This is a genomic window from Aquimarina spongiae, assembly GCF_900141785.1.
In the GTDB taxonomy this organism is placed as follows: domain Bacteria; phylum Bacteroidota; class Bacteroidia; order Flavobacteriales; family Flavobacteriaceae; genus Aquimarina; species Aquimarina spongiae.
In genome coordinates this window covers 296,103-321,450 of sequence record NZ_FQYP01000001.1, presented here as the reverse complement: position 1 = coordinate 321,450, position 25,348 = coordinate 296,103, and the positions used below count along the sequence as shown (strand labels likewise).

Here is a 25,348-nt window from a genome sequence, read left to right as displayed (position 1 = left end):
ATTATACTTTATTTCCGTCTTTTTTAATGATTTTAGCAGGGTTTCCTACTACTACACAATTATCGGGAACATCCTTTACCACAACGGATCCAGCTCCTACAATACTGTTGTTCCCAATTTTTATATCTCCAATAATAATGGCTCCCGTATATACAGAAACATTATTTCCTATGGTTGGTCTTTTACCATCAACTTCACCAAGAGTTACCAGATGATTGACGTAAAAATTCTCTCCGATCTCCTCTGCATTCAAAATAGTGCTGTATGGATGTCCGGTAAGAATCCCTCCACCTAGTTTGGTACTGATATCGATTCTAAAATATTTTTCTTTTCTACAATAGATATTCAATAAAGAAGCTAACATACCTCTGTTTCTATGATAGAATACTGTTCTGAAATCAGGAGAAGTCGCCAAAAAACTTAATAATAAGGATCTTCGACTTCCTGTAAGTCCTTTGGCAGAAGCCCAACGATCAATATCCATATCTATGGCTGATTTGTTTCTACTTCTATAGTACAAAAGTACATGAGGAAACAAAAACAGTTTATAGAAATTGATGATTAACGATCTCATGACTTATCAATTAATTGATTAAACATATTTTTCCACATCCCCATTACGGGCTCTAATTGATACTGTTGTGCATTATCTCTTGCATTTTTACCCATTTCCTTGATCCGATCTGAATCATTCATCAGTTGATATAATTGATCTGCAAAAGTCTCATTATTATAAATAGGTATTAAAATCCCGTTTTTTGTATCTACAATATTTCTTGGACCATATGGACAATCAAATGATACAATAGGTAAACCACAGGCTTGCGCTTCTAATAGTACCAAAGGAAAACATTCGTTATGCGAACTCATTACAAAAATAGAAGAGTCCAATAGCTCTCCTTGAATATTTGACGTAGATCCTTTGAGTTGTAAACTGTCGCCTAGTTCTTCTTTATCTATTTTATCCTGTAATTTTTTCGTATATCCTTTATCTCCATCTCCAAAGATATGAAGTTGCCAATCGGTCTTATTTTTCTGAACCAATTTCCAAATATCAATTAGTATATCATATCCCTTTACGTGTGCTATTCTACCTGCCGTAATAATTCTTTTGGCAGTACCTTTGGAAACTTCATTAGGATAGAACGTCAACGGATTAGGAATAACCACTGTGTTATTGCTCTTGTAATAGTTAGACTCATCATTATTTAAGATGACTAACTTGTCATATTTTGACTCTACATAATCTGCAAACCTAAAAAACCATTTCTTGAAAACTCCGGGACGTTTACGCTTTCCTTCTTCAATAAATTTTGAATAATGAAACTCTTTTACTTTAGGAACGCGTTTTACCAAAAACGGAACAAAATAGGTGTCTGCACTATGGCTACAAACTACAACCACATCAGGTTGCAACTTTTTAATGACCGATTTTGTTTTCCCGATATGACCTGGTAATTTCAACAGGTTTTTGGGATGAAAATAGGATTTATACCTATTGTAATTAATTCCCAAATCCTGAAACTTTATCCGTTCATCAAAAAAATAGCAAGGCTTGTTATTCTTTTGCTCACTGGTTACCACATAAACTTGATTACCTTCTTGCTTCGCAAAATAGTTTGCCTTAATCGAAAGTACTCGTTCTATACCTCCATGCAAATACACCTGATCTATGATAAAAAGGATTTTCATGCAGATACTGTTGTATTTGTTAGACTTCTAAAAAGAGTATCCCACTCCTCTCCTATTTTCTCTGGAAGGTATTTTTTCACCGCTTCTTTAGCACTTGCTCCAAAGGACTTTCTTTCCTCTTCATTTTCGATAAGCGTGAGAATGGCTTGGGCAAACCCATCTACATCTCCGTTCTCTACCAAAATTCCATTTTCCTGATGCGAAATAATATCTGAAGGTCCATAGGGGCAATCAAATGAAATACAGGGAACTCCATACGCCATCGCTTCCGTAAGCACCATTCCGAACCCTTCATATCTGGAAGACATCGTATATAACGATGCTTGTTGGTATTTTTCGGCTATGTTTCTCACAGGCGGGTAAAAATTCACCTTATCTGTTATCTCTAATTGCTGAGCTAAATCATCCAGCTTTTGATTCTTATCTATAGTACCATACACATCCAGCTCCCACTGGGGATGTCTATCTACAACTGTCTTCCAACTCTTCAGTAAACGATCATATCCTTTTTGATAGCTTTGCTTACCAACAGCAAGCACTTTCTTGTTATCAAGTGTACTTTTTTCCTCTGGATAGAATGACAATGGATTAGGAATTACCTTTAAGTTCTTAAAAGTCCATTCTTCCAGATTACCTTTGGTAAGTACTACAAAATGATCATAAGATCTCCCTCCAAAATTCATCAGTGCCGATTTTACACGGTCAGATATTTTTGAAACCAAAGATTTAGCTCCTTGTTTGATCACGGCGTTTCTAGAAACATGCCGTTCATAAATCATCGGACACGGCTTATTTAAAATTTTTGGTACCAGAAATCCTTTCAATCCGTCATCACAAACTGCAATCACATCGGGCTTTATCTTTTTAATCACTTTTCTCAGTCCTTTGGCATATTTGTATGCATGAACCAAAGGATTGCCCGTTGCATTAATATTATGATATTTAATTTTTGGGCTAAATTGATAAAAAAGTTCGTTGGTATTTTGGTTTAAGGTAACCACATGTATATCGTAATTGTAATGATCAGCTAGCCGGCTGGCTTTTATAGAAAGTACTCTTTCTAATCCACCAGGGCCATCGATTCTATTTACAATATAAACCAGTCTCATCACTCAGCAGTTTCTAATTTAGTTTACTGGTTACTTTTTCTTTTAATGCATTGGCTAGATCATGGTGTTTCTCTAAATTTTTCACCATCGTATCCAGACCAATTTGCCCCTCTAGAGGGAAATTAGCTGTAAACTCACCTGTTTTACTATTCACATCTATTCGGTTAAACAGTTCTAAGATCCCATCAAAACGACAAGAATCTACAAAACTGTCAAACCCATTCACAAAAATCACTGGGGTACCTAGTGCTAGACAAGGTAAAGCACAATGAATTCTGGAAGTGATTACTAATCTTGCTCTTGCATATTTCTTGAGTAGATTTTCAGCCATATCAAACTTCTCCTCGTCGGTGTATTTATTTGAAGGTGGCTCCTGATTAATGAATTCTGCAGTTTCTAAAACCTCTTTGCTAATAAAATTCTTAAGATGTTTGTTCTTTTTACCCAACTGGAATGCTGAACCATTCAGAATATTCCTCACCGTATTTTTCGTATTATAAAATACTTTTTCTGGTCTTGGGTAACTATATAATGGATCTACGATATAAATCTGATCTCCTCTCTCAGCATCGTCAACTTTGTACGAATCCAAAGTTAACGTAAGACAACCTGTAAAATAAGCATCAATACCTTTTGCTTTCAACGTATCTGCTGTAAACTGATCTCTACACCCAATAGGTTCATGCTTTTTTAGATAAGCTATTCCTTTTTCACTAAGCATAAAAGGAGCCGCAGTATTGTTCATATGAAAAGACACAAACACCGGATCTATCGGTTCCGACGGCACCCAATTATGAGTATTGTGCGTAAACCAACCATTCATGATCAATTTGATTGGTTCTCCAGAATACTCTGCCAGCCTTTCGCGATTTAATAATTGATCTACTTTAGGCAAAAACTGCTTAGCCGCCAAACTCTGAATATTGTCTCCTACGTTAAAAAAACGTCTATTCTCATCGTATGTTAATAACCCGTATTTCATCTGTCTATTTTATTTTTCTGTATAATTTGATCAACCATGGAAATTTATTTCTTAAAATAAATTTCATTCGGTGAATTCCTTTATGAGGATTATTTATTTTGTGTTCCAAAAGCCGATCAATTTTTCCCTTTCGAATATCATTCATCAGCTGAGTCTCAATTTCCTTATCTTTAAAAACAAAGAAATCATCAACCGACTTTGCTTTTTCCATTAATTCCCACCAAAAGTATCGTACTCCTTTACTCGCTCCTCCAATATCAAGCACGGTGTAAAACTTATCGTAAATACCTTCATCAACATTGAAACCATAATCATTAGGATCCTTGCCATTCAATATTAATCCCAAAATTGTTCTGAAGCACTTTTCGCAACTGCTACAGTTAAATTCTGTTCGTCTTTCAGAATAGCATACCCGTAATCTGAATTTGGTGTTTGTATTTGAAGCAAAACCAGCAATGAGATCAACTTTGTCCTGACGCTTTAGTTCGTAACCATCATGCAACACTTTGATTCCGCCTCCCCATGTGATTTTTTCATCCATTTCTGGAGTAGAACCCCAATCTATGTCTATATTATCAGTATAAGAAGAAGCGATGTAAATCGATCCATAGTTATATAAAAATGAAAGTGGCGCTAGAGCTCCTATTAGAGCCAAACCATGTTGTACTTTTCCCCACCAGCCTATATCATTAAGCAATAACTCTACCTGATAAGTATAAAAATCCCTAAGATTGGTTTCTATATATTCTTTATGGTTATTTTTTAATAACTCTTCATTTTCTATAAAGTCGGTAAACTCTGTCCACTGTTTTTGATCTTCAATCTCGATATCGGCTCCCAATAACGTGATTAAATCCGGTTTTTGCTCATATGCCCGGATGTAGGTAGCATAAGCATCTACGCCTCCGCTAAACAGCATAGCTGTTTTATCACCTTTGCAATTATTCTTTATTAAAGTTTTTGCAGTTAATCCTCCTGAAAGTGTTCTGGAAGTATCTCTCTTTTCAAATTCTTTCTTAACGATCTCTTGAGAATGATAGAAATCCTCATCTACCTCATCAACTTCTATAGTAAACCCTGCAAACCAAGCTATCGGAAGTAAATTAGACAAAAAAGGAATCACTGCTACACTATCTGGGACTGTACTTACATCCACCAAGTATTTAAAATACAAAGGTTTTTCCTGAACAAAGTACTTTTGCGCATTACCATTGGCGGTATATGCATAGTTTATTTTTTGACCATTATCAGAATACGAAATATGTTGTAACTTAACTGTATCCATTCTTATTTTCGTTTCAGCACTGATGCTATTGGTTTGATAAATAATTGTTTTTCATAGTCCAGCATTCCCAAAAAGTACATTAGCGGAATAAATACTGCCGTATAGGTAACTCCTTTTACCACAAAATTAAGCCAACCCTCTCCAGGAATATAATTGATAAAATACCCTATGAAAATCACTAAAATTATTACCAGGGATGACTTATGTAACATTTCTCTGAAAAACCTAAAAATATTCAATCCAATGGTTTTATGATAGTAAAAATTCATTACGTTCTGCACAATCAACCATCCCCCTACAAGTCCAGAAATCATTCCTATAGCTCCATACTCATAAGCCAATAGCCATCCTGATAATGCGCCCAAAAACATAAAAACAAAATATAGTATTGCTTTGAAGGATAATTTATTCTTTGCTTCAAGAATCGAGTTTCCAAAAGCTTGTAACAATGGTAAAGTATATCCAACCATAATGGCAACTGCAATAATATAGATTTCCTTACATTCACTTCGAGTATATCTTCCAGAGTTTTCAGCATCTCCTCCTCCAACCCATAAATTTATGAACTGCTCTCCGTACAATATAAAAGCTCCAAGTACATACATTAATATGATAAAAGACAACCTACCTAATTTAATCATCATACTTGTCAATTCCTCGCCAGATGCATTATTTACAGACATTTGTGTTGCTCTTGGCAAGAAAACACTAGAGATAGCAGTTGAAAAAGTTCCATAATATGATCCTAGAGCAATCCCGATACCGTAAATACCAAGTACTTTGGGCAAACTCATAGATCCCAACACCCAACTTCCGGATTTCCACTGTAACATTGCTACTAATGAAAATACAAAGATCCAACCAGAATACTTAAAAATATGAAGGATATATTGTTTAGAAAGCTGATGAAGTTTAAACCTTACTTTTAATTTTTTGAAAACATAATACCCTGTAACCGTAATAGTAAACAAATTAAACAATGAATCCACTATCACCAATGATATCGCCTTACCACCAAACAAAAGAACTGCTACTATGGTTGCCGATCTAAGAAGGTACCTAATAATACCTACAGATTCCGGAAAAACAAAAGCTTCATACCCTTTGCAGATTCCTGTAAAAATCATACCAGGAAGATATATCGCCAGATTTATAATCAGAATTACAAACATGATCTTGGTAATTCTAATTTCCTCGGCATTGAACTTGGTAAAATAAGTATCTAGAAAGAAATAAAAAATAACACCCAGCAAGATAACCAGCATGGAGATAACAAAGTATATTAATCGCACTGTTGCCAGAAAATTCTCTTCACCTTTTCTATCCTTTTCTGCCCTATATTTGGCAACGAAACGAACTACAGTGTTAGTTAAGCCAAAGTCCAAAAGAGCAATCGTGCCTATTAGTGCCCCAACAGCATTAAATATACCATATTCATCCTTTCCAATGTTGCTAACGATAAACGGTGTCATCATTATTCCTATAACATTGGTAAGCACAATTTTTAAGTACGTAAGTAACGCTCCTTTCTTTAGTTGGCTCAATTTAGATGTATTAGTTGTTTAGTTGCTAAAATTAAAAACTCGGTAATACTTATAATCTTCCTTGTACTTCTCCTTCCAGAATTCCTTTTACATCATAGAGAACCCCATTGGGCACCAGCAAAGTGTTAAGATCAACATCCAAATATTCTTTATGTGCTACCGTAAGAACAATCGCATCAAATTTTTGACTTGGAATATTAGTAGTCGTTTCTAGATTGTATTCATGCATTACTTCTTCCGGATTTGCCCAAGGGTCATAAACCGTTACATTAGTTCCAAAATCCTTTAATTGATCAATTACATCAACCGCTCTAGTATTACGAACATCAGGGCAATTTTCCTTGAAGGTCACTCCCAATACTAAAACATTAGCCCCTTTGATATGAATATCATGTTTTACCATTAGCTTAATTACTTCGGAAGCAACATAATTCCCCATACTATCATTTAATCTTCTACCCGCCAAAATAATTTCGGGGTGATATCCAAACTCCTGTGCTCTTTGAGCCAGATAATAAGGATCTACTCCAATGCAATGCCCTCCTACCAAACCAGGTTTGAACGGTAAAAAATTCCACTTTGTTCCTGCAGCGGCAAGTACATCGTGAGTGTCGATATCCATTAAATTGAAGATTTTTGCCAGTTCATTTACAAAAGCAATATTAATATCTCGTTGGGAATTTTCTATAACTTTGGCCGCTTCAGCTACTTTGATAGTTGGAGCAAGGTGTGTTCCTGCTTCAATTACGGAGGCATATAAGGCATCTACCTTTTTTCCTATTTCTGGAGTAGAGCCTGCCGTGACCTTTAGGATTTTTTCAACGGTATGTTTCTTATCTCCGGGGTTTATTCGTTCTGGAGAATACCCTGCATAAAAATCTACATTAAATTTTAATCCGCTTATTCTTTCAAGAACAGGTATACATTCTTCTTCAGTAACTCCTGGGTATACTGTAGATTCATAAATAACTATGTCTCCTTTTTTAAGTACAGATCCAACAGTCTCACTAGACTTATACAAAGGTGTCAAATCCGGGCGGTTATTTTTATCCACCGGAGTAGGCACAGTAACTACATAGTAGTTACAATCCTTTATTTCTTCAATGTTATTAGTACAAAACAAACCATTTGATGTAAGATCATTATTCGTTTTTAATACCTCTTTCAACAAATCATCTTCAACTTCTAAAGTAGAATCCGTACCTGATTGCAATTCTGATATCCTATTTTGATTAATATCGAATCCTACTACGGGGAATTTTGTGGCGAATAATCTTGCTAACGGAAGTCCTACATATCCCAATCCGATTACTGCGATCTTAGTATCTTGCATAATGGTTGTTTATTTATTGTGTTTGCTGGTGAATAAGATTATAAATTATCCCAATACCACTTTACAGCTTCTTTTAGTCCAGTTTTCATATCAAACTTAGGGTCATACCCCAAAAGAGCTTTTGCCTTATCTATAGAAGCCAACGAATGCGGAACATCGCCTTTTCGCTCTGGTCCATATTGTATATCCACATCAGCGATGTCGGCATCATATTCTGATAAATATTCTTTTAATAACACTGTCAATTCATTAAGCGATGTTCTTTCACCAAATGCCGTATTATATACATTATTCAGTGCCTCTGTATTATTTGTTGTGATTGCACAAATATTCATCTGAATTACATTATCGATATAGGTAAAGTCTCTAGAAAAACTACCATCACCATTTATTACGGGTGATTCATGTTTCATCAATTGCATTACAAATTTAGGAATTACTGCGGCATAAGCTCCCTCCGGATCTTGTTTACGTCCAAAAACATTAAAATAACGTAATCCAACAGTATCTAAATCATAAGTTCTTTTGAAGTTATCGGCATATAATTCGTTAACATATTTGGTAATCGCATATGGAGAAAGCGGCTTACCGATATTTTCTTCAATCTTAGGTAAGGCCTTGGAATCTCCATAGGTAGAAGAACTGGCCGCATACACAAAACGTTTAACTCCCGCATCTCTGGAAGCAACCAACATATTTAGAAATCCTCCAACATTTACATCATTACTGGTTATTGGATCATTTATAGAACGTGGAACAGATCCAAGTGCCGCCTGATGTAATACAAAATCTGCGCCTTCACATGCTTTATGACAAGCATCCAAATCTCTAATATCTCCTTCTACAAAAGTAAAGTTCTGATGTTCTAGTAATGAAGAAATATTTTTTCTGTGTCCGGTAGCAAAATTATCCATTCCTACCACATTGCTACCTAGATCCAATAAGGTTTCGCAAAGATTAGATCCAATAAAACCCGCAGCACCAGTCACGAGTATCCTTGAAGAACGCAACTGTTCTATCTGTTTAGTGTCCATGTATTATGTTTTAACCCCCTGTTTTTTAATCCCAAAACTATGATTTCCATAGCCAGCGCGAAATTAACATTTACCAAAAGAACATACAACATATGTTAAAGGGGATTTTACCCCTATTTAAATTCTGGGTGTGTCGGTTAACGTAAAAAAACAACCACTGAGCCAACAAAAACCACTTAATAAACTAAAAATCAGATATTTAATTTTTTAACGTTTTTTATTAACAATAACGTTTTCTTAATATAAAAAAGACAAAATTAGTACTGTAATAATCGGATTAATTCTTCTTCAAAAACATTTTTTGCTAAGAACTGTTTTTCTAATCCTGAATCAAAAGGTATTGGTGTTTCTATACTCCCTACTCTTTTTACAGGTGCATCCAAAAACTCAAAACACTCTTCCATGATAAGAGCCGCTATTTCTGAAGCAATCCCTCCGAACAAAGTATCTTCTTGTAGCACAATTACCTTTCCTGTTTTCTTAACCGAGGCATAAATAGTAGTCGTGTCCAGAGGTTGTAATGTTCGTAAATCAATAACCTCTGCAGAAATAGTTTCATGTTTACTCAGAGTTTCCAATACCCAGTGCACTCCTGTTCCATAACTTATAATAGTAACGTCATTCCCTTCTTTTAGAGTCGATGCCTTACCAATCGGCAGGTTATAATAGTCCTCAGGTACTTCTTGTCGAATACTACGGTATAAAGCCTTATGTTCAAAAAACAGTACTGGATTAGGATCTTCTATTGCACTAATCAATAAACCTTTTGCATCTTTTGGAAACGCTGGATATACCACTTTAAGTCCTGGAACTTTAGTAAACCAAGCTTCATTGGTTTGACTATGAAAAGGGCCGGCTCCTACTCCTGCTCCACATGGCATACGAATCACTACATCTGCAGTTTGCCCCCATCTATAATTGGATTTTGCCAATAAATTGACAATTGGATTGAATCCCGAAGACACGAAATCAGCAAATTGCATCTCTACAACAGCCTTATGATCATTTACAGACAACCCATATCCTGTAGAAACAATAGCAGATTCACAGATTGGAGTATTTCTCACTCTTTGTTTACCGAATGCCTCCACGAAGCCTTCGGTTATTTTAAACACTCCACCATACTCTGCAATATCTTGTCCCATTATTACAAGATCCTTATACTTTTCCATCGCTTGATACAAACCTTGCGAGATTGCATCTATTAATCTCAATTCTTTGGAAGTCTCATTTGGATCAACTTTACGAAAATCATGTGGAGCATACACATCGTTCATTTCTTTTTCTAGGTCTACGACAACATTCTCCTCCGCATTTGTTCGTTCCCAATGCTCATCTATTTCCTGTTTAATAGCAACTTGTAAAGCTTCATCTTCAACAGATGATAAAAGACCTAAATCTTGTAAATAACTTCTATAATTGTCTATCGGATCTTTTGTTTGCCAAAAGTCCATGAGCTCCTGAGGAACATATTTGGTTCCACTAGCTTCTTCATGTCCACGCATCCTAAACGTTTTAAATTCCAACAGTACAGGACGAGGATGCTCCCGAACACTCTTAACCAACCCGGCAACCTTGGTGTATACTTCCAAAACATTATTTCCTTCGATTACATAAGATTCTATCCCGTATCCTTTTCCTCTATCAGCAAGATCCACGCAATTATATTGTTCGCTGGTCGGTGTTGATAGACCATATCCATTATTTTCAATACAAAACAGTACAGGCAAACTCCACACAGAGGCTACATTCAGTGCTTCATGAAAATCACCTTCACTAGTTCCTCCTTCTCCGGTAAACACCGCTGTAACCCTATTACTTTTCTTTAAAACATCACCTAATGAAATCCCACATGCTATCCCCATTTGTGGGCCCAAATGAGAAATCATACCTACAATCTTAAATTCCTGCGTTCCAAAATGAAAGGAACGATCTCTACCATTCGTAAATCCATTCGATTTACCTTGCCACTGAGAAAACAATCTGAATAATGGAATATTCCTTGAAGTAAACACGCCAAGATTTCTATGCATTGGCAAAATATATTCATCTTGATTCAACGCGGCAGTTACCCCAACAGCAATCGCCTCCTGCCCAATACCACTAAACCATTTTGAGATCTTACCTTGTCTTAGTAACACCAACATTTTTTCTTCAATCAATCTCGGTTTGACCATCTTTTCGTAAAGGGAAATTAAGGTCTCGTTATCCAATTGCTTTCTATCAAATTGGAGGGGTGATTTTTCATCAGAAATGTAATCCATACATGAGAATTAAAAGAATAAATGTAATTATTTTTTACTTCAGAAATCGCAGCAAAAAAGGAATATTATTAAGTAGTTGTTAATTTAATCCAAACAATCATACGAATTAATTAAATTTACCTTAGTTTCTTATTAATATTTCTAAAAATAATTAATTTGATCAGAAATTAAACTCGAAAACTTTTTGAAGACAATTCATGGTTTTTATATAAAATACACCTTATTTTAGTTCTTCAATAATTAAGCATATATCCAATGAATAATATACCTAGCGTTGATTTAGCAGATTTTTTATCTGAAGACCCTGCTAAGAAGCAAAAATTTGTAAATGAAATAGGGCGCGCCTATGAGGAAATAGGTTTCGTAGCTTTAAAAAATCATTTCTTAAGCGATCAGTTAGTAGAAAATCTATATAAAGAAGTTAAAAATTTCTTTGCTTTACCTGTAGAAGCCAAGGAAAAGTATGAAATTGAAGGTCTAGGAGGTCAACGAGGATATACTTCTTTTGGAAAAGAACATGCTAAAGGGAAAAAAGAAGGTGATCTGAAGGAGTTTTGGCATTTTGGACAAGAACCTGATAAAGATGCTAACCTTATCGAAGAATACCCAGAAAATATAGTAGTAGATGAACTTGAAGATTTTAATGCAACAGGTATGGAAGCCTATCGCATGCTGGAAAAAACAGGAATTTATGTATTAAGAGCATTAGCTTTATACATTGGTTTGGACGAAAATTATTTTGATCATTGGGCAAGTAACGGGAATAGCATTCTAAGACCGATTCACTATCCTCCTATTACCGAAGAACCAAAAGGTGCTGTACGCGCAGGTGCACATGGAGATATTAATTTGATCACGCTGCTAATGGGTGCTTCAACAGGAGGTTTACAAGTACAGCGTAAAGATGGGGAATGGATAGATGCAATACCCCAAGATGACGAATTGGTAATCAATGTGGGAGATATGTTAGAAAGACATACTAATAACAAGCTAAGATCTACTATACACAGGGTTGTAAATCCACCCAAAGAACAATGGGGCAAACCAAGATATTCTATACCTTTCTTTATGCACCCTAGAAGTGATATGAAGTTGAATTGTTTGGAAGAGTGTGTAACTTCTGAAAATCCAAAGCAATATGATGACATAACTGCTGGAGAGTTTTTGCATCAGCGGCTGGTAGAGATAGGATTGATCAAAAAATAGGCTAAGGATAATATGGATTTACAAGATCAATTGAAAAACCTTTTTCCTGATCACGAGTTTAACAAAGAGGAAAACCGTACAGAAGCACCGGAAGATAAACTATGGATGCAAGATGATCCTATAATTTGTAAGTATGAAAAGCGAAAGGGAAAACCTATTACCATTCTAGAGGGATATACCGGTGCTGATGAAGATTTTAAAAAATTAGCCAAAGAGTTGAAGACACGTTTAAGTGTGGGTGGTAGTTTTAAAAATGATGCTATCATTATACAGGGAGATTATCGTGATCAGATTATGAACATCCTAAAAGAGAAAGGATTTAAAGTAAAACGAGTAGGAGGTTAACATAATTACCTGTATTTTATTTTGGCAACAGGAGGAATATTACATATCACTAACGGAGACAGTCTAACAGATCGATTACAAGAGCAGCAACTTGTAGAGGGAGATTTTTTTACATGGCGGGAAATGTTGTGCGAAGGCCCCACCTCTGTTAAAATTGAAAGCGATGACGGCATAAAAAAACGAAAAGATTTTTTAAAGAAATACTACCGTATCCCGTCTAACGATTATGAAACTAAATTTGTTTCTCAGCTGCAACTACTAGATAATCTTCAAAACTATGATGAAATTATCTTGTGGTTCGAATATGATCTGTTTTGTCATATCAATATGATTGCTGCTATAAGCCTCCTGTTGAGAAAAGGAATACAAGATATACCAATCTATCTTGTATGTAGTGGAAGAACAGAGAGTGATAAAAAATTAATGGGTTTATGCGAGCTGTCTACTGCTCAAATAAAAATACACTATCAAAATAAAGTATTGCTTTCACTAGATGATCTAGAATTGGCAGATTATGTCTGGACATTATATTGCGAATCCAATCCAAAAAAGATTGCAGGTCAGATCAAAAAGCAGTCATCTTTTGAATACCTATCCATTTGTTTAAGAGCTCATTTACAGCGTTTCCCTAATATGCTCACCGGATTGAACATATTAGAACACAACATCCTTGAAATGATTGACACACATCAAATAAAAAATGTTCGTCAACTTATGGGATATGCATTAGAATATCAAGGGTATTATGGATATGGAGATATGCAAATGAAAAGAGTAATTGCAAGACTCTTTCAATTTTTGGATCAAACCAAAGATCAACTCAATTTGTCCGAAAGAGGTAAGCTAGCTCTGGATAGTAAAAAGAATTTTTACAACACTCAAAAGTTAGATTGGCATTACGGAGGAGTAAAAAAATACGATTATTTGTACAATACAGAAACACATACCCTATTAAAACTATAATATGCCTATAGCCGAATCAGAACTCATTCTCAATACAGACGGTAGTATCTATCACCTTAATTTAAAGCCAGAACATTTAGCACAAACTATTATTACTGTAGGGGATCCGGATCGTGTAAACGATGTAACCAAATATTTCGAATCTGTAGAGTTTGTAATTCGAAAACGAGAATTTCATACACAAACTGGCTCCTATAAAGGTCATAGAATTACAGTGATTTCTACAGGAATTGGCACAGACAACATAGATATTGTTTTAAATGAGTTAGACGCATTAGTAAATATTGATTTGAACACAAGAGAAATTAAACAAGAACTTACTTCTCTAAATATCATAAGAATAGGCACCTCTGGTTCTGTACAAAAAGAAATTGATGTAGATAGTTTTGTTATTTCGGAGATGGCCATCGGATTTGACAGTCTTCTTCATTTCTATCAAAACGAAACTATACTACAAAAAGAATTTTCAGAATCTTTGATCAAGCATATGGATTGGAATAAAAATCGATCACTTCCTTATACAGTTGGATATGATGAAAGTTTAGGGAATCATATGCATAGTGAACGAACTAAAAAAGGAGTAACAGCGACCAATGTTGGTTTTTATGGACCTCAAGGAAGGATATTACGACTTGCAATTCCTGATAAAAAAATGAATGATAAAATTACCTCATTCGTTTACAACAACAAAAGAATAACTAATTTGGAGATGGAGACGGCAGGAATTTATGGAATGGCAAAACTCTTGGGACATAAAGCTGTTTCTATGAATGCTATCTTAGCCAATAGAATCAACGGAACATTTAGCAAACGACCTAAAGAAACTGTAGATCAGCTTATTCAGTATACGCTTTCTAAAATTGCAAGTTTCTGAATGACCAAGTGACCAATAAAAAAAGATGAGTAATACTCATCTTTTAATCATTAAAATATTATGAAAATAATTAGGGCAATTTTGATTGTCTATTAACCAAACAATATTTTGAGACTTATCAGTAAATTTGTTAATAATAAAACCCCGATAAAAACTACAATTCCATTTTCAACAGGATTATTTTTTAACTTGGCAACTTTTACATAAGCGCTTTTGGTTTTAAGAAAATTCTTTTTCATAGCAATTGTTTTTATTTTGGGTTCTAAATTGTTATCAAATATACTTCTGTCTGGAAGAATAATAGGTCAAATATAGAAAAAAGAATTTAATTTCATCGTTAAAAAACATAAATAATCGATGAAATACACATATTTATTAATTTATTACGCATGCATACCATAAAAATTGGAGGAGTTCCTGAACATTTTAACTTACCATGGCACTTAACCATTGAAGATAAGAGTTATGAAAAAGAAGGTATACAACTAGAATGGACAAATTACTATGGTGGTACTGGAGCTATGTGTGAAGCATTGCGTAATTCGGAAATAGATATGGCAATCATTCTTACCGAAGGCATTGTTAAAGATATTATCGGCGGTAATCCATCCAAAATTGTACAAACCTATATTCAGACACCATTAATATGGGGGATACACGTTGCATCTAACTCGCACTACACCGAATTATCTCAACTAGAAAATACCAAAATAGCAATAAGTCGATATGGTTCTGGTTCTGAACTAATGGCTTATATGAATGCACAGTCACAGAATTGGGATACTTCTTCATTAAGCTTTGAAGTCACTCAAAATTTGAACGGAGCTATAGATGCACTTACTGCAGGAAAAGCCGACTATTTTATGTGGGAACATTTTACTACCAAGCCTTTGGTAGATAATGGAACTTTTAGAAGAGTTGCAGATTATCCAACCCCATGGCCATGTTTTGTCATTGCAGTAAGAGATGAAATTATAAAAACAAAACATGATCAAATAGAAAAAATCCTGAATATTATCAATACAACAACGGCTGATTTCAAAAACATCCCAAGTATAGATCGAACCCTTTCTCATAGATATGATCAGCGTTTAGAGGATATCCAAAAATGGCTAACCATAACTCAATGGAGTCAATCAATTATCGATCAAAAGACACTTCTTTATATTCAAGAACAATTGCACGCGTTGAATATTATTGATGAAACCATTTCTCCAGAAGATTTGATGTATAGATTTTAATCTTATTAAATTTTAAAATATTTTTTTAAACTGAGGTAGGGTGTTTTAGGTTTAAAACGTTTTATACTAAAGGAATGTTAAAAAATTAAGAGTAAAACTATAATATACATGAAGATCCAAGTCAAAATTTATCAAACCGTTAATAATTAATTATCTATAATTCAAATACATACAGAAATAAAATATTTTTGTACATTTGCCAAGCCTACCCCAATGAACTAATTATTAACGCATAAGCAACCATTTTGTATTTAATGCATCTAATAATTAACTAACAAATCACTATGACTACTTTTTTACTAATACTAATAGGTTTGATCGCCTTTAACTTTGTGCTGTTGCGCTTTAGCATGCAATCTGTAGATGGCAGAAAGAAAAAGGCCAAGGCCAAAGGAAAAATCAACCACATCAATACCGGCAAAGCAAAAAGCTCAGAAATACAAACTGCGGCATAGCTACCATTGTATTTTGGTTTGATCGGTTTGCAATAAGTATTCATTTACCTTACTGAAATGCTTATTACCAAACCAGTATCCTCTATTCGCACTAAGTGGTGAAGGATGACCACTTGTGAGTACGCAATGCTTATTCTTATTTATTTTTGCTCCTTTCTTTTTAGCAAAACCACCCCATAGTAAAAACACCACCTTTTCTTTTTTATCAGAAATACATTTGATAACAGCATCCGTAAATTTCTCCCATCCTTTATTTTGATGAGAACCTGCTTGATGTGCTCTTACCGTTAAAGTTGCGTTCAAAAGCAATACACCTTGTTTCGCCCATCGTTCTAGATTTCCAGTTTCTGGAAAAGGAATCTCTAGATCAGTTTCTATCTCTTTAAATATATTGATTAATGATGGTGGCATTGCTATACCATCATTTACTGAGAAACACAACCCATTGGCTTGCCCTACTCCATGATACGGATCTTGACCGATAATCACTACTTTTACTTCGTCAAAGCTACAGTAGTCAAAAGCTGAAAAGATTCTAGAACCTGCTGGATAACAAGTATTACTTCTATATTCGGTTTTTACGAAGTTAACCAACTCAGAAAAATAGGGTTTGTCAAATTCTTCTTTTAGCTGTTCTTTCCAGCCAGGTTCAATATTTACATCCATCTACGCGATAAATTATTCTAATTATGTACTTTTGCTTCTCTTAAAAAACTTGAGAAATATAGGCCAAAAAAACGGCTTAAAAAAGTATGATTCGTATTTCTGAAAAAACCCTTAAGGACCTAGAATTAGATAAAGTTCTTGTGCATGTTGCCGAGTTATGTGTTACTGATTATGGTAAATCAAAAGCTTTGCAAATCACTCCACATGAGAGCAAAGAACTTTTAATGACGTCCTTACAGCATGTTAATGAATATAAATCATCTTATCTCAACGATGCCCGTATTCCAAATCATGGATTTGATAGTATCAATAAGGAAATTCAACTCCTCAACATTGAAAATACGTTTTTGGAAGCGTCAAACTTGAAAAAATTAGTATCTATAAGTGTCACTTGTAATGACCTATTACATTTTTTCAAGTCTAATAGAGAGCTTTACCCTTTTCTATATCAAACATCGACCGAAATACCATTTACCAAAGAAATTATTCTTTGTTTTGATGCTGTAATAGATAAGTTTGGAGAAGTAAAAGATAATGCTTCAGCCGTTTTATTGCAACTCAGAAAACGAATAAACATCATCCAAGGAAAACTGAATGGAAGTTTTGGTAAAGATCTTACCCATTACAATAGCTTAGGATATTTGGATGAAATCAAGGAAAGTGTAGTTGATAATCGAAGAGTCTTGGCTGTAAAATCCATGTATCGCCGCAAAGTAAAAGGAGCGATTATGGGAAATTCAAAAACAGGAAGTATTGTATACATAGAACCTGAAACTACTTTACAATTTAGTCGTGAACTGAGTAATCTGAAATATGAAGAACGAGAAGAGGTAGTAAAAATTCTTAAGCTGCTCACCAACAAACTACGTCCGTTTATAGAATTATTACAGGAGTATCAGGAATACTTGAGTGATATCGATATTGTAGCCGCAAAATCAAAATATGCCAACCAGTTAAATGCGGTACTTCCAAAAATTACAGATAGTAGAGAACTATCCTTAAAAGATGCATACCATCCCCTTTTATATCTGAGTAACATCGAAAAAGGAGAAAAGACATTTCCGCAAACCATATCTCTAGACCAGAATAATAGAATAATAGTGATTTCTGGACCTAATGCTGGAGGAAAAAGTATCACGCTAAAGACCATTGGTTTATTACAAGTAATGCTACAGAGTGGTATTTTAATTCCGGTTCACGAATACAGCAGAATGTGCTTGTTTGATGTAATTCTAACGGATATTGGAGACAATCAATCTATAGAAAATCATTTGAGTACCTATAGTTATCGATTGAAGAATATGAATTACTTTCTTCGCAAATGTAACGACAAAACACTATTCCTGATTGATGAATTTGGTACCGGGTCCGATCCAGAACTAGGAGGTGCCCTGGCTGAAGCTTTTCTCGAAGTATTCTACGAAAGAGAATCTTTTGGGATCATTACGACACATTACGCAAATCTAAAAATGTTGGCTAATGAGCTTCCGAACATGACCAATGCCAATATGCTTTTTGACTCAAGAACGCTATTACCTCTTTTCAAATTACATCTAGGAGAAGCAGGTAGTTCATTTACTTTTGAAGTTGCTCAAAAAAATGGTATCCCATATAGCTTAATCAACAAAGCCAAGAAAAAAGTAGAACGAGGCAAAATTAGATTTGATAAAAGTATCGCAAACCTGCAAAAGGAACGATCAAAGCTTCAAAAAACAACTTCTTCCTTAAAAACCAAAGAGCAAAAAGCAGAAGCTCAAAAAGAAAAATTAGAGAAAATCAACGATCGTATACAACGAAAACTTGAAAGCTATCAGGAACTTTATGATGCGAATCAACGTATGATATACCTTGGTCAAAAAGTAAATGATCTAAGCGAGAAGTATTTCAATAACAAAAGAAAGCGCGAATTGATTAATGAATTTCTAAAAATTGTAGAAGTAGAAAATTCGAAACGAAAAAAGCAATCCGTCAAAGAACGCAAGATCAAGAAAACCAAGGAACAAAAGGTTGTAAAAGAAGTTACCGAAAAAGTAAAAGTAATTCGGGAAAAGAAAAAAGAAGAAAAAAAGAAAGAAGAAAAAATAATACAAAACAAACCCAAAGTTACCCTAAAAGTTGGAGATCGGGTTCGCATGATCGATGGGAAATCAGTAGGAACGATTGATACTATCGAAAAGGAAAAAGCGATTGTAAACTATGGTATTTTTACTACAAATGTTACCCTGGATCAATTAGAGTTTGTAGAACGATCAAAGAAATAAAAGCCGACACCATATTGGTAACTATCCCTTGTTAAAGTATACTTAAACCACTTTTCTGCGCGTTTTATCTTTATATATTTGGTGCAATTACAATCAAAATTGCACTAAAGAATTATGCGAAAGTTACTCCTAGTTATTGGTTTTAGTCTTTTAATTCCGATCAATAGTATTGCTCAAAAGCCAAATAAACCAACCTCTGCAGAAATCCATGAAGCCATAAAAAAGTTAAACTTCCTCGGTTCTGTATTATATGTAGCTGCTCATCCGGATGATGAGAATACTAGACTTATTTCCTACATGGCCAATAAGGTAAAAGCAAGAACGGCATATCTTTCTCTAACTAGAGGTGATGGTGGACAAAATTTGATTGGACCAGAAATTCGAGAACTTCTTGGTGTGATTCGAACACAGGAACTATTAGCAGCAAGAAGAACCGACGGTGGTGAACAAATGTTTACAAGAGCAAACGATTTTGGTTTCTCAAAACATCCGAATGAGACCTTATCTATTTGGGACAAAGACCAAGTAATGAGTGATGTCGTTTGGGCAATCAGAAAATTTAAACCAGATGTAATTATCAATCGTTTTGACCATAGAACTCCAGGTACCACCCATGGTCATCATACCACTTCGGCGATGTTGAGCGAAGAAGCTTTTGATCTGACCGCAGATGCCTCGGTCTATCCAGATCAATTAAAATATGTATCTACCTGGCAACCCAAGCGATTGTTTTTTAATACTTCTTGGTGGTTCTACGGGAGTAGAGAAAATTTCGAAAAAGCAGACAAATCAAAGCTAATGTCTTTTGACACAGGTGTTTTTTACCCTGAGATAGGCTTATCCAACACCGAAATTGCTTCGCTTAGTCGAAGTCAACATAAATCTCAAGGATTTGGGAGTACTGGTTCTAGAGGAAAACAAAAAGAATATGTCGAAATTATAAAAGGAGATCTTCCACAAGATAAAACTAATGTCTTTGATGGTATTGACACTTCGTGGAATAGAGTTAAAGGAGGAAAAGCTATTGGTGATATCTTATATCAAGTCGAAAAGGATTTTGATTTCAGAAACCCATCAGCTTGTGTACCTCAATTGGTCAAAGCATACGCTTTAATTCAGCAATTAGAAGATGAGCATTGGAAAACTGTAAAGTCCAAAGAAATTAAAGATATTATTGCTGCCGTTTCAGGTTTATATCTAGAAGCGGTTTCATCAGAATCCAATTCCTCTTTAGGTAATGATGTAAGCATTAAGATTGAAGCCATCAACCGAAGCGCAAGTACAATTACTTTGAAATCAATCACACTTGATGCTATTGGAAGTACTCAAAATGTTGAAAAAGTATTAGCTAATAATGAAAAGCAGACTATTGATCTAAAAGGAAAAATACCAGCATCGTTTGAAGCAACAAATCCTTATTGGTTAAATGAAAAAGGAACCTTAGGGATGTACAAGGTAGACGATCGCAACCTCATTGGTAAACCGGAAACTGATCATAAAATAAAAGCTGTTTTTAATCTTGATATCGAAGGAACTCCTGTTTCCTTTACTAAAGATGTGGTTTATAAAACTAATGATCCCGTAAAAGGTGAAGTTTACAAACCCTTTGAAATCATCCCTGTTGTATCTGCAGGAATAAAAGACAAAGTAATTATTTACGCTAATGGGCCTTCAAAACAAGTACCAGTTACCATTAAGTCTGGTAAGGCTAATTTGAAAGGATCTATTACTTTAGACCATCCTCAAGGCTGGAGTATTGAACCATCAAACATAGATTTTCAGTTATCCCAAAAAGGAGAAGAAAAAACGGTTGTTTTTAAACTCACTGCTCCACAGCAACAGAGTGAGGGGTATATTTCTCCTAAAATAACGGTGAATGGAAAAACGTATTCGAAAGAATTAATCACTATAGATTATGATCATATTCCGTTTCAAACGGTAACATTGCCATCTCAAACTAAAGTGGTTCGTCTAGACATCAAGAAAAAAGGACAAAATATTGGATATATAGAAGGTGCTGGAGATGTCGTTCCCGAAAGTCTAGAGCAAATAGGATACAAAGTAACGACTGTACATCCCGAATCTATTTCACCAGAAACCTTATCTGCATACGATGCCATTGTTGTGGGTATTAGAGCTTATAATACTGTAGAAGAACTCAAATTCAAACAGCAAATCTTATTGGATTATGTAAAAAATGGAGGGAATCTTGTGATACAATACAATACAAGTCATCGACTAAAGGTAAAAGACAACTTAGGTCCCTTCCCTATTCAGCTCTCTAGAGATCGCGTTACCGACGAAAATGCAGAAATTACATTTTTGGCCCCAGACCATCAGGTGCTCAATACTCCTAATAAAATCTCCTCTCAGGATTTTCAAGGTTGGGTGCAAGAAAGAGGTTTATATTTCCCCAAAGAATGGTCTAGCGAATATACACCTATTTTGGCCGCAAATGATAAAGGAGAATCTCTAAAAAAAGGACCTTTGTTAGTAGCTCAGTATGGTAAAGGATATTACGTGTATACTGGATTAAGTTTCTTTAGAGAATTCCCTGCTGGAGTATCCGGTGCTTACCGCTTATTTGCTAATATGTTATCTTTAGGAAAATAAAAGATCTAAAAGCATGAAGAACGAAGAGAAATTTGTTTGGAAAAAATGGTATTCGATGATACTCATTGCAAATGCAGTGTATATTCTTTTGTTCTATCTCATCACTGCAAAGTTTTCATAAATAGCTTTAGTTTAAAATTTTTCAACCCACCTAATCAAACACTATGCAAAGTATAGACTGGATAGTTCTCATCATCACTTTATTGTTTATTGTGCTTTATGGAGCCTGGAAAACCAAAGGAAGTAAAAATGTTCAAGAGTATATCCGCGGTGGCAACGAAGCAAAATGGTGGACAGTAGGTTTATCTGTAATGGCGACTCAAGCCAGTGCGATAACCTTTTTATCTACTCCAGGACAAGCATTTCATAGCGGAATGGGATTCGTTCAGTTTTATTTTGGACTTCCTATCGCCATGGTGGTGATCTGTATGATATTCATTCCTTTATACCATAAACTTAATGTATATACAGCTTACGAATATCTGGAAAGCAGGTTTGATCTCAAAACCAGAAGTTTGACGGCTATCCTATTTTTGGTACAACGAGGATTATCTGCAGGGATTACCATTTTTGCTCCTGCTATTATTTTATCTGCTGTTCTGGGTTGGAATCTCACTACGCTCAATATTATTATTGGAGTTTTGGTAATTATCTATACAGTTACTGGAGGTACCAAAGCAGTAAGTGTGACTCAAAAACAACAAATGGCCATTATCTTTTCGGGGATGTTCATTGCTTTTTTCTTAATCATAAGTTATCTGCCAGAAGGAGTGACATTTGGCAAAGCATTGGAAATAGCGGGTGCCAGTGGTAAGATGGATATTTTGGATTTTTCCTTTGATATGGACAATCGTTATACGTTTTGGAGTGGAATTATAGGAGGAAGTTTCCTGGCCCTCTCCTACTTTGGAACAGACCAAAGTCAGGTGCAGCGTTATTTGTCGGGAAAATCGATTAAAGAGAGTCAATTAGGTTTGCTATTTAATGCACTTCTAAAAGTACCCATGCAATTCTTTATTCTATTGGTTGGAGTTATGGTTTTTGTTTTTTATCAATTCAACCCTTCTCCACTTAATTTTAACCCAAAGGCCAAAGAAGTCATTGAAAGCTCGGAATACCAATCGGCGTATCAAAGTTTAGAAGCAGAAAATCAGCAGGTATATACCGAAAAAAAGAAAGTACAAAGTGAATATGTACAACATCTAAACGAAGGGGATACTGACAATATAGAACGTACAACAGCTTTGCAAAATCAAATTAAAACATTGAATTCTGAAGATATTGCTAATCGTGAAGCAGCCAAAACTCTAATCGAAAAAGCCGATGCTAATGTAGAGACCAATGACAAAGATTATGTATTTATACATTTTATATTAAACAACTTACCAAGAGGATTAATTGGTTTGCTTTTGGCGGTAATTTTGTCTGCTGCGATGTCATCTACCGCTTCAGAATTAAACGCGCTGGCGTCTACTACGGCAATCGATCTATACAAACGTAATGTCAAAACCAATAAGACCGATAAGCATTTTGTTAATGCGTCAAAGCTTTTTACCCTTTTATGGGGTATTCTCGCTATTTTGGTGGCTTGTTTTGCTAATTTATTCGACAACCTGATTCAGCTTGTCAATATCATAGGTTCTATTTTTTATGGAAACGTACTCGGTATCTTCCTACTTGCTTTCTTTATAAAGTATGTAAAAAGCAATGCCACCTTCATCGCAGCTATTATCACTCAAGTAATTGTGATCATAGGATGGTACAATGACTGGATGCCCTATTTATGGTTAAACCTATTTGGGTGTGTCCTCGTTATGGGTATCGCCATTATGATACAATCCATAATGGGATCAAATAATGATCCTTTGAAAGAATTACAAAATGTGAGTTAATTGGTATTAATGATGAATAATCGCTTCAGAAAGGTAAGAAGTAAGTGATTTTTGATACCCGTGATATCGCTGCATTACCGCATCTATTTCATCCAGTATAGCTTTAGGAAACTTTGTAGTACTATCTAATACTTTACTTATTTTTTCTATGGTATCCTGCAGACTATGACCATCATGATTTAACCTTAAAAACTTATCATACATCTCAGAAGTACAAGGCTCACATTGGTAAGAATGTAATCGAGCCAACATTCTGGTTAGTTCTCGATTCATCAAATTCAATCTCATAAAATGAGGTTGCCTAATGGACTTGTTTTCTAGAGTGGCTGATTTATTCATGGTAATAAGGTTTTAAGGTGAGAATTACCTAAATATAAGGAATTTAACATAAACTCACAAAACTTAAGTAGTTTTAAATCTGATAATTACGAATATTTCAACAAAATAAACTCGTAGTATCAATTCGATAACAAAAACAAAAAAGAACAGCTATTTACCTGTTTTTATGAGAAGAAAACAAGCCCTTTTTAACTATTTTTGATAACACTATTAACGAAATATCTTCTATGTCTTCAAATCAATCTATACAATGGGGAATTATTGGTTGCGGTAAAATCGCTCAAAAATTTGCAGAAGATTTACAATCGGTTCCAAATGCTTCACTCTATGCAGTAGCTAGTAGAGATCAAGAAAAGGCAAAACGCTTTGGAGATGAATTCAAAAGTACAATGAGTTATGGTAGTTACGAAGCATTGGTTAAAGATCCTGATGTTGAAGTAATTTATATTGCAACACCTCATGTGTTTCATTATGAAAACACCATACTTTGCCTCAATCACAAAAAAGCAGTATTGTGCGAGAAGCCATTTGCAATGAATCTGAAGCAAGTTACCGAGATGATTGAAGTTGCCAAATCTAATAACGTATTTCTGATGGAGGCACTCTGGACATATTTCCTACCCCACTATCGATATGTATTGGAATTGATCCACTCTAAGAAACTTGGTAAAATTAAAAATCTTGAAGCAGATTTTGGATTTTCTGCTCCATTTGATCCCAACGGAAGAATTTTCAACAAAAGCCTTGGTGGAGGAAGCATATTGGATGTAGGTATTTATCCACTTTTTGCTGCATTAAGTCTTATAGGGTACCCAGAAAGTATCAAAGCAGAAGCAGAAATTGGAGATACTGGTGTTGATCATAAGTGCAGAATGATACTGAAATATCAAAATGACGTGGAGGCTAATTTATTTAGTGCAATCACACAACAAACTGAAACAACAGCAAAGATCGAATTGCAATACGGTACGATTATGATCAATAGTCGTTTTCATGAACCTTCTTCGGTAACTATTGAAAAAGATGGTAAAACAGAACTATTTGAATTTCCGGTAAGTACTAATGGATACAATTTTGAAGCCGAACATGTACACCAAATGTTACTTCAAAAGCGGACTGAGAGCAACATCATGACTTTTGAAAAAAGTCTACAGTTAATCAAATTATTGGATACTGTAAGAAATGAAGTAGGTCTTCAGTATTAAAAAATACGAAAGAAAAAAGCGTTCCAGTTGGTTTGGAACGCTTTT

General features: G+C 34.9%; 22 protein-coding genes. 10 read left to right on the top strand and 12 right to left on the bottom strand.

The genetic code is table 11. The annotated features are described in order from the left end of the window. Position 1: 1 nt before the first annotated feature. The 9 genes from BUE24_RS24330 to BUE24_RS01310 all read right to left on the bottom strand — a co-directional run bounded on the left by BUE24_RS24330 (position 2) and on the right by BUE24_RS01310 (position 11,243). Entirely contained in the window at positions 2-574 is a 573-nt protein-coding gene (locus BUE24_RS24330; RefSeq protein WP_073312839.1) for a serine O-acetyltransferase, read from the bottom strand. Continuing rightward, the gene (locus tag BUE24_RS01345; RefSeq protein ID WP_073312837.1) at positions 571-1,692 is read right to left on the bottom strand and encodes a glycosyltransferase family 4 protein; all 1,122 of its coding nucleotides are present in this window, start codon (positions 1,690-1,692) and stop codon (positions 571-573) included. Before BUE24_RS01345 ends, BUE24_RS24330 begins: the two co-directional genes overlap by 4 nt. Beyond that, positions 1,689-2,801 carry a glycosyltransferase family 4 protein gene (locus BUE24_RS01340; protein WP_073312835.1) on the bottom strand — a complete coding sequence of 371 codons (1,113 nt, stop codon included), beginning with the start codon at positions 2,799-2,801 and terminating at the stop codon, positions 1,689-1,691. Before BUE24_RS01340 ends, BUE24_RS01345 begins: the two co-directional genes overlap by 4 nt. Positions 2,802-2,814: 13 nt before the next feature. Then, positions 2,815-3,783 carry a polysaccharide pyruvyl transferase family protein gene (locus BUE24_RS01335; RefSeq protein ID WP_073312833.1) on the bottom strand — a complete coding sequence of 323 codons (969 nt, stop codon included), beginning with the start codon at positions 3,781-3,783 and terminating at the stop codon, positions 2,815-2,817. 4 nt (positions 3,784-3,787) lie between these two features. Further along, entirely contained in the window at positions 3,788-5,068 is a 1,281-nt protein-coding gene (locus BUE24_RS01330) for a hypothetical protein (RefSeq protein ID WP_073312831.1), read from the bottom strand. Positions 5,069-5,070: 2 nt separating this feature from the next. Then, positions 5,071-6,612: a lipopolysaccharide biosynthesis protein gene (locus BUE24_RS01325; RefSeq protein WP_073312829.1), complete on the bottom strand. Its 1,542-nt coding sequence runs from the start codon at positions 6,610-6,612 to the stop codon at positions 5,071-5,073. Positions 6,613-6,661: 49 nt separating this feature from the next. Continuing rightward, positions 6,662-7,945 (bottom strand): nucleotide sugar dehydrogenase, encoded by a 1,284-nt coding sequence (locus BUE24_RS01320; protein WP_073312827.1) that lies wholly within the window; start codon positions 7,943-7,945, stop codon positions 6,662-6,664. Positions 7,946-7,983: 38 nt separating this feature from the next. Beyond that, positions 7,984-8,979, bottom strand: coding sequence for an SDR family oxidoreductase (locus BUE24_RS01315; protein WP_073312825.1), 996 nt, complete (start codon positions 8,977-8,979; stop codon positions 7,984-7,986). Between the two features lie 257 nt (positions 8,980-9,236). After that, positions 9,237-11,243: an alpha-ketoacid dehydrogenase subunit alpha/beta gene (locus BUE24_RS01310; RefSeq protein ID WP_073312824.1), complete on the bottom strand. Its 2,007-nt coding sequence runs from the start codon at positions 11,241-11,243 to the stop codon at positions 9,237-9,239. 255 nt (positions 11,244-11,498) lie between these two features. Between BUE24_RS01310 and BUE24_RS01305 the strand changes: the two genes are divergently transcribed. From BUE24_RS01305 to BUE24_RS01290, 4 genes are read left to right on the top strand one after another with little or no spacing between them, the layout of a single operon-like run. Next, positions 11,499-12,449 carry an isopenicillin N synthase family dioxygenase gene (locus BUE24_RS01305; protein WP_073312823.1) on the top strand — a complete coding sequence of 317 codons (951 nt, stop codon included), beginning with the start codon at positions 11,499-11,501 and terminating at the stop codon, positions 12,447-12,449. Between the two features lie 12 nt (positions 12,450-12,461). Continuing rightward, positions 12,462-12,794, top strand: a complete 333-nt coding sequence (locus tag BUE24_RS01300) for a translation initiation factor (protein WP_073312821.1) — start codon at positions 12,462-12,464, stop codon at positions 12,792-12,794. A 21-nt stretch (positions 12,795-12,815) separates the two neighbouring features. After that, positions 12,816-13,757, top strand: a complete 942-nt coding sequence (locus BUE24_RS01295) for a DUF1835 domain-containing protein (RefSeq protein ID WP_244548101.1) — start codon at positions 12,816-12,818, stop codon at positions 13,755-13,757. A gap of 1 nt (position 13,758) precedes the next feature. Continuing rightward, positions 13,759-14,631 (top strand): nucleoside phosphorylase, encoded by an 873-nt coding sequence (locus BUE24_RS01290; protein ID WP_073312819.1) that lies wholly within the window; start codon positions 13,759-13,761, stop codon positions 14,629-14,631. Positions 14,632-14,723: 92 nt separating this feature from the next. On the opposite strand, the gene BUE24_RS23795 is transcribed toward BUE24_RS01290, so the two are convergent. Then, positions 14,724-14,870 carry a hypothetical protein gene (locus BUE24_RS23795; RefSeq protein WP_170864526.1) on the bottom strand — a complete coding sequence of 49 codons (147 nt, stop codon included), beginning with the start codon at positions 14,868-14,870 and terminating at the stop codon, positions 14,724-14,726. 150 nt (positions 14,871-15,020) lie between these two features. Here BUE24_RS23795 and BUE24_RS01285 point away from each other — a divergent pair, with 150 nt between their 5' ends. Continuing rightward, positions 15,021-15,872, top strand: a complete 852-nt coding sequence (locus BUE24_RS01285; RefSeq protein WP_073312816.1) for a substrate-binding domain-containing protein — start codon at positions 15,021-15,023, stop codon at positions 15,870-15,872. 284 nt (positions 15,873-16,156) lie between these two features. After that, a complete protein-coding gene (locus BUE24_RS23790; protein ID WP_170864525.1) occupies positions 16,157-16,327 on the top strand; it encodes a hypothetical protein in 171 nt (56 codons plus the stop codon). Here the strand turns inward: BUE24_RS23790 and BUE24_RS01280 are convergent, their stop codons facing one another. Next, entirely contained in the window at positions 16,328-16,993 is a 666-nt protein-coding gene (locus BUE24_RS01280) for a uracil-DNA glycosylase (RefSeq protein WP_073312814.1), read from the bottom strand. Positions 16,994-17,079: 86 nt separating this feature from the next. Here BUE24_RS01280 and BUE24_RS01275 point away from each other — a divergent pair, with 86 nt between their 5' ends. From BUE24_RS01275 to BUE24_RS01265, 3 genes are all read left to right on the top strand, one after another. Then, positions 17,080-19,254: an endonuclease MutS2 gene (locus BUE24_RS01275; protein WP_073312812.1), complete on the top strand. Its 2,175-nt coding sequence runs from the start codon at positions 17,080-17,082 to the stop codon at positions 19,252-19,254. A gap of 114 nt (positions 19,255-19,368) precedes the next feature. Continuing rightward, positions 19,369-21,867, top strand: coding sequence for a PIG-L family deacetylase (locus BUE24_RS01270; protein ID WP_073312810.1), 2,499 nt, complete (start codon positions 19,369-19,371; stop codon positions 21,865-21,867). Between the two features lie 164 nt (positions 21,868-22,031). Further along, the gene (locus BUE24_RS01265; protein ID WP_073312808.1) at positions 22,032-23,759 is read left to right on the top strand and encodes a sodium:solute symporter family protein; all 1,728 of its coding nucleotides are present in this window, start codon (positions 22,032-22,034) and stop codon (positions 23,757-23,759) included. Between the two features lie 6 nt (positions 23,760-23,765). Here the strand turns inward: BUE24_RS01265 and BUE24_RS01260 are convergent, their stop codons facing one another. Continuing rightward, complete coding sequence (locus BUE24_RS01260) at positions 23,766-24,098, bottom strand: hypothetical protein (protein WP_073312806.1); 333 nt, start codon at positions 24,096-24,098, stop codon at positions 23,766-23,768. A 227-nt stretch (positions 24,099-24,325) separates the two neighbouring features. Here BUE24_RS01260 and BUE24_RS01255 point away from each other — a divergent pair, with 227 nt between their 5' ends. After that, positions 24,326-25,303: a Gfo/Idh/MocA family protein gene (locus BUE24_RS01255; RefSeq protein WP_073312804.1), complete on the top strand. Its 978-nt coding sequence runs from the start codon at positions 24,326-24,328 to the stop codon at positions 25,301-25,303. Positions 25,304-25,348: the final 45 nt, after the last annotated feature.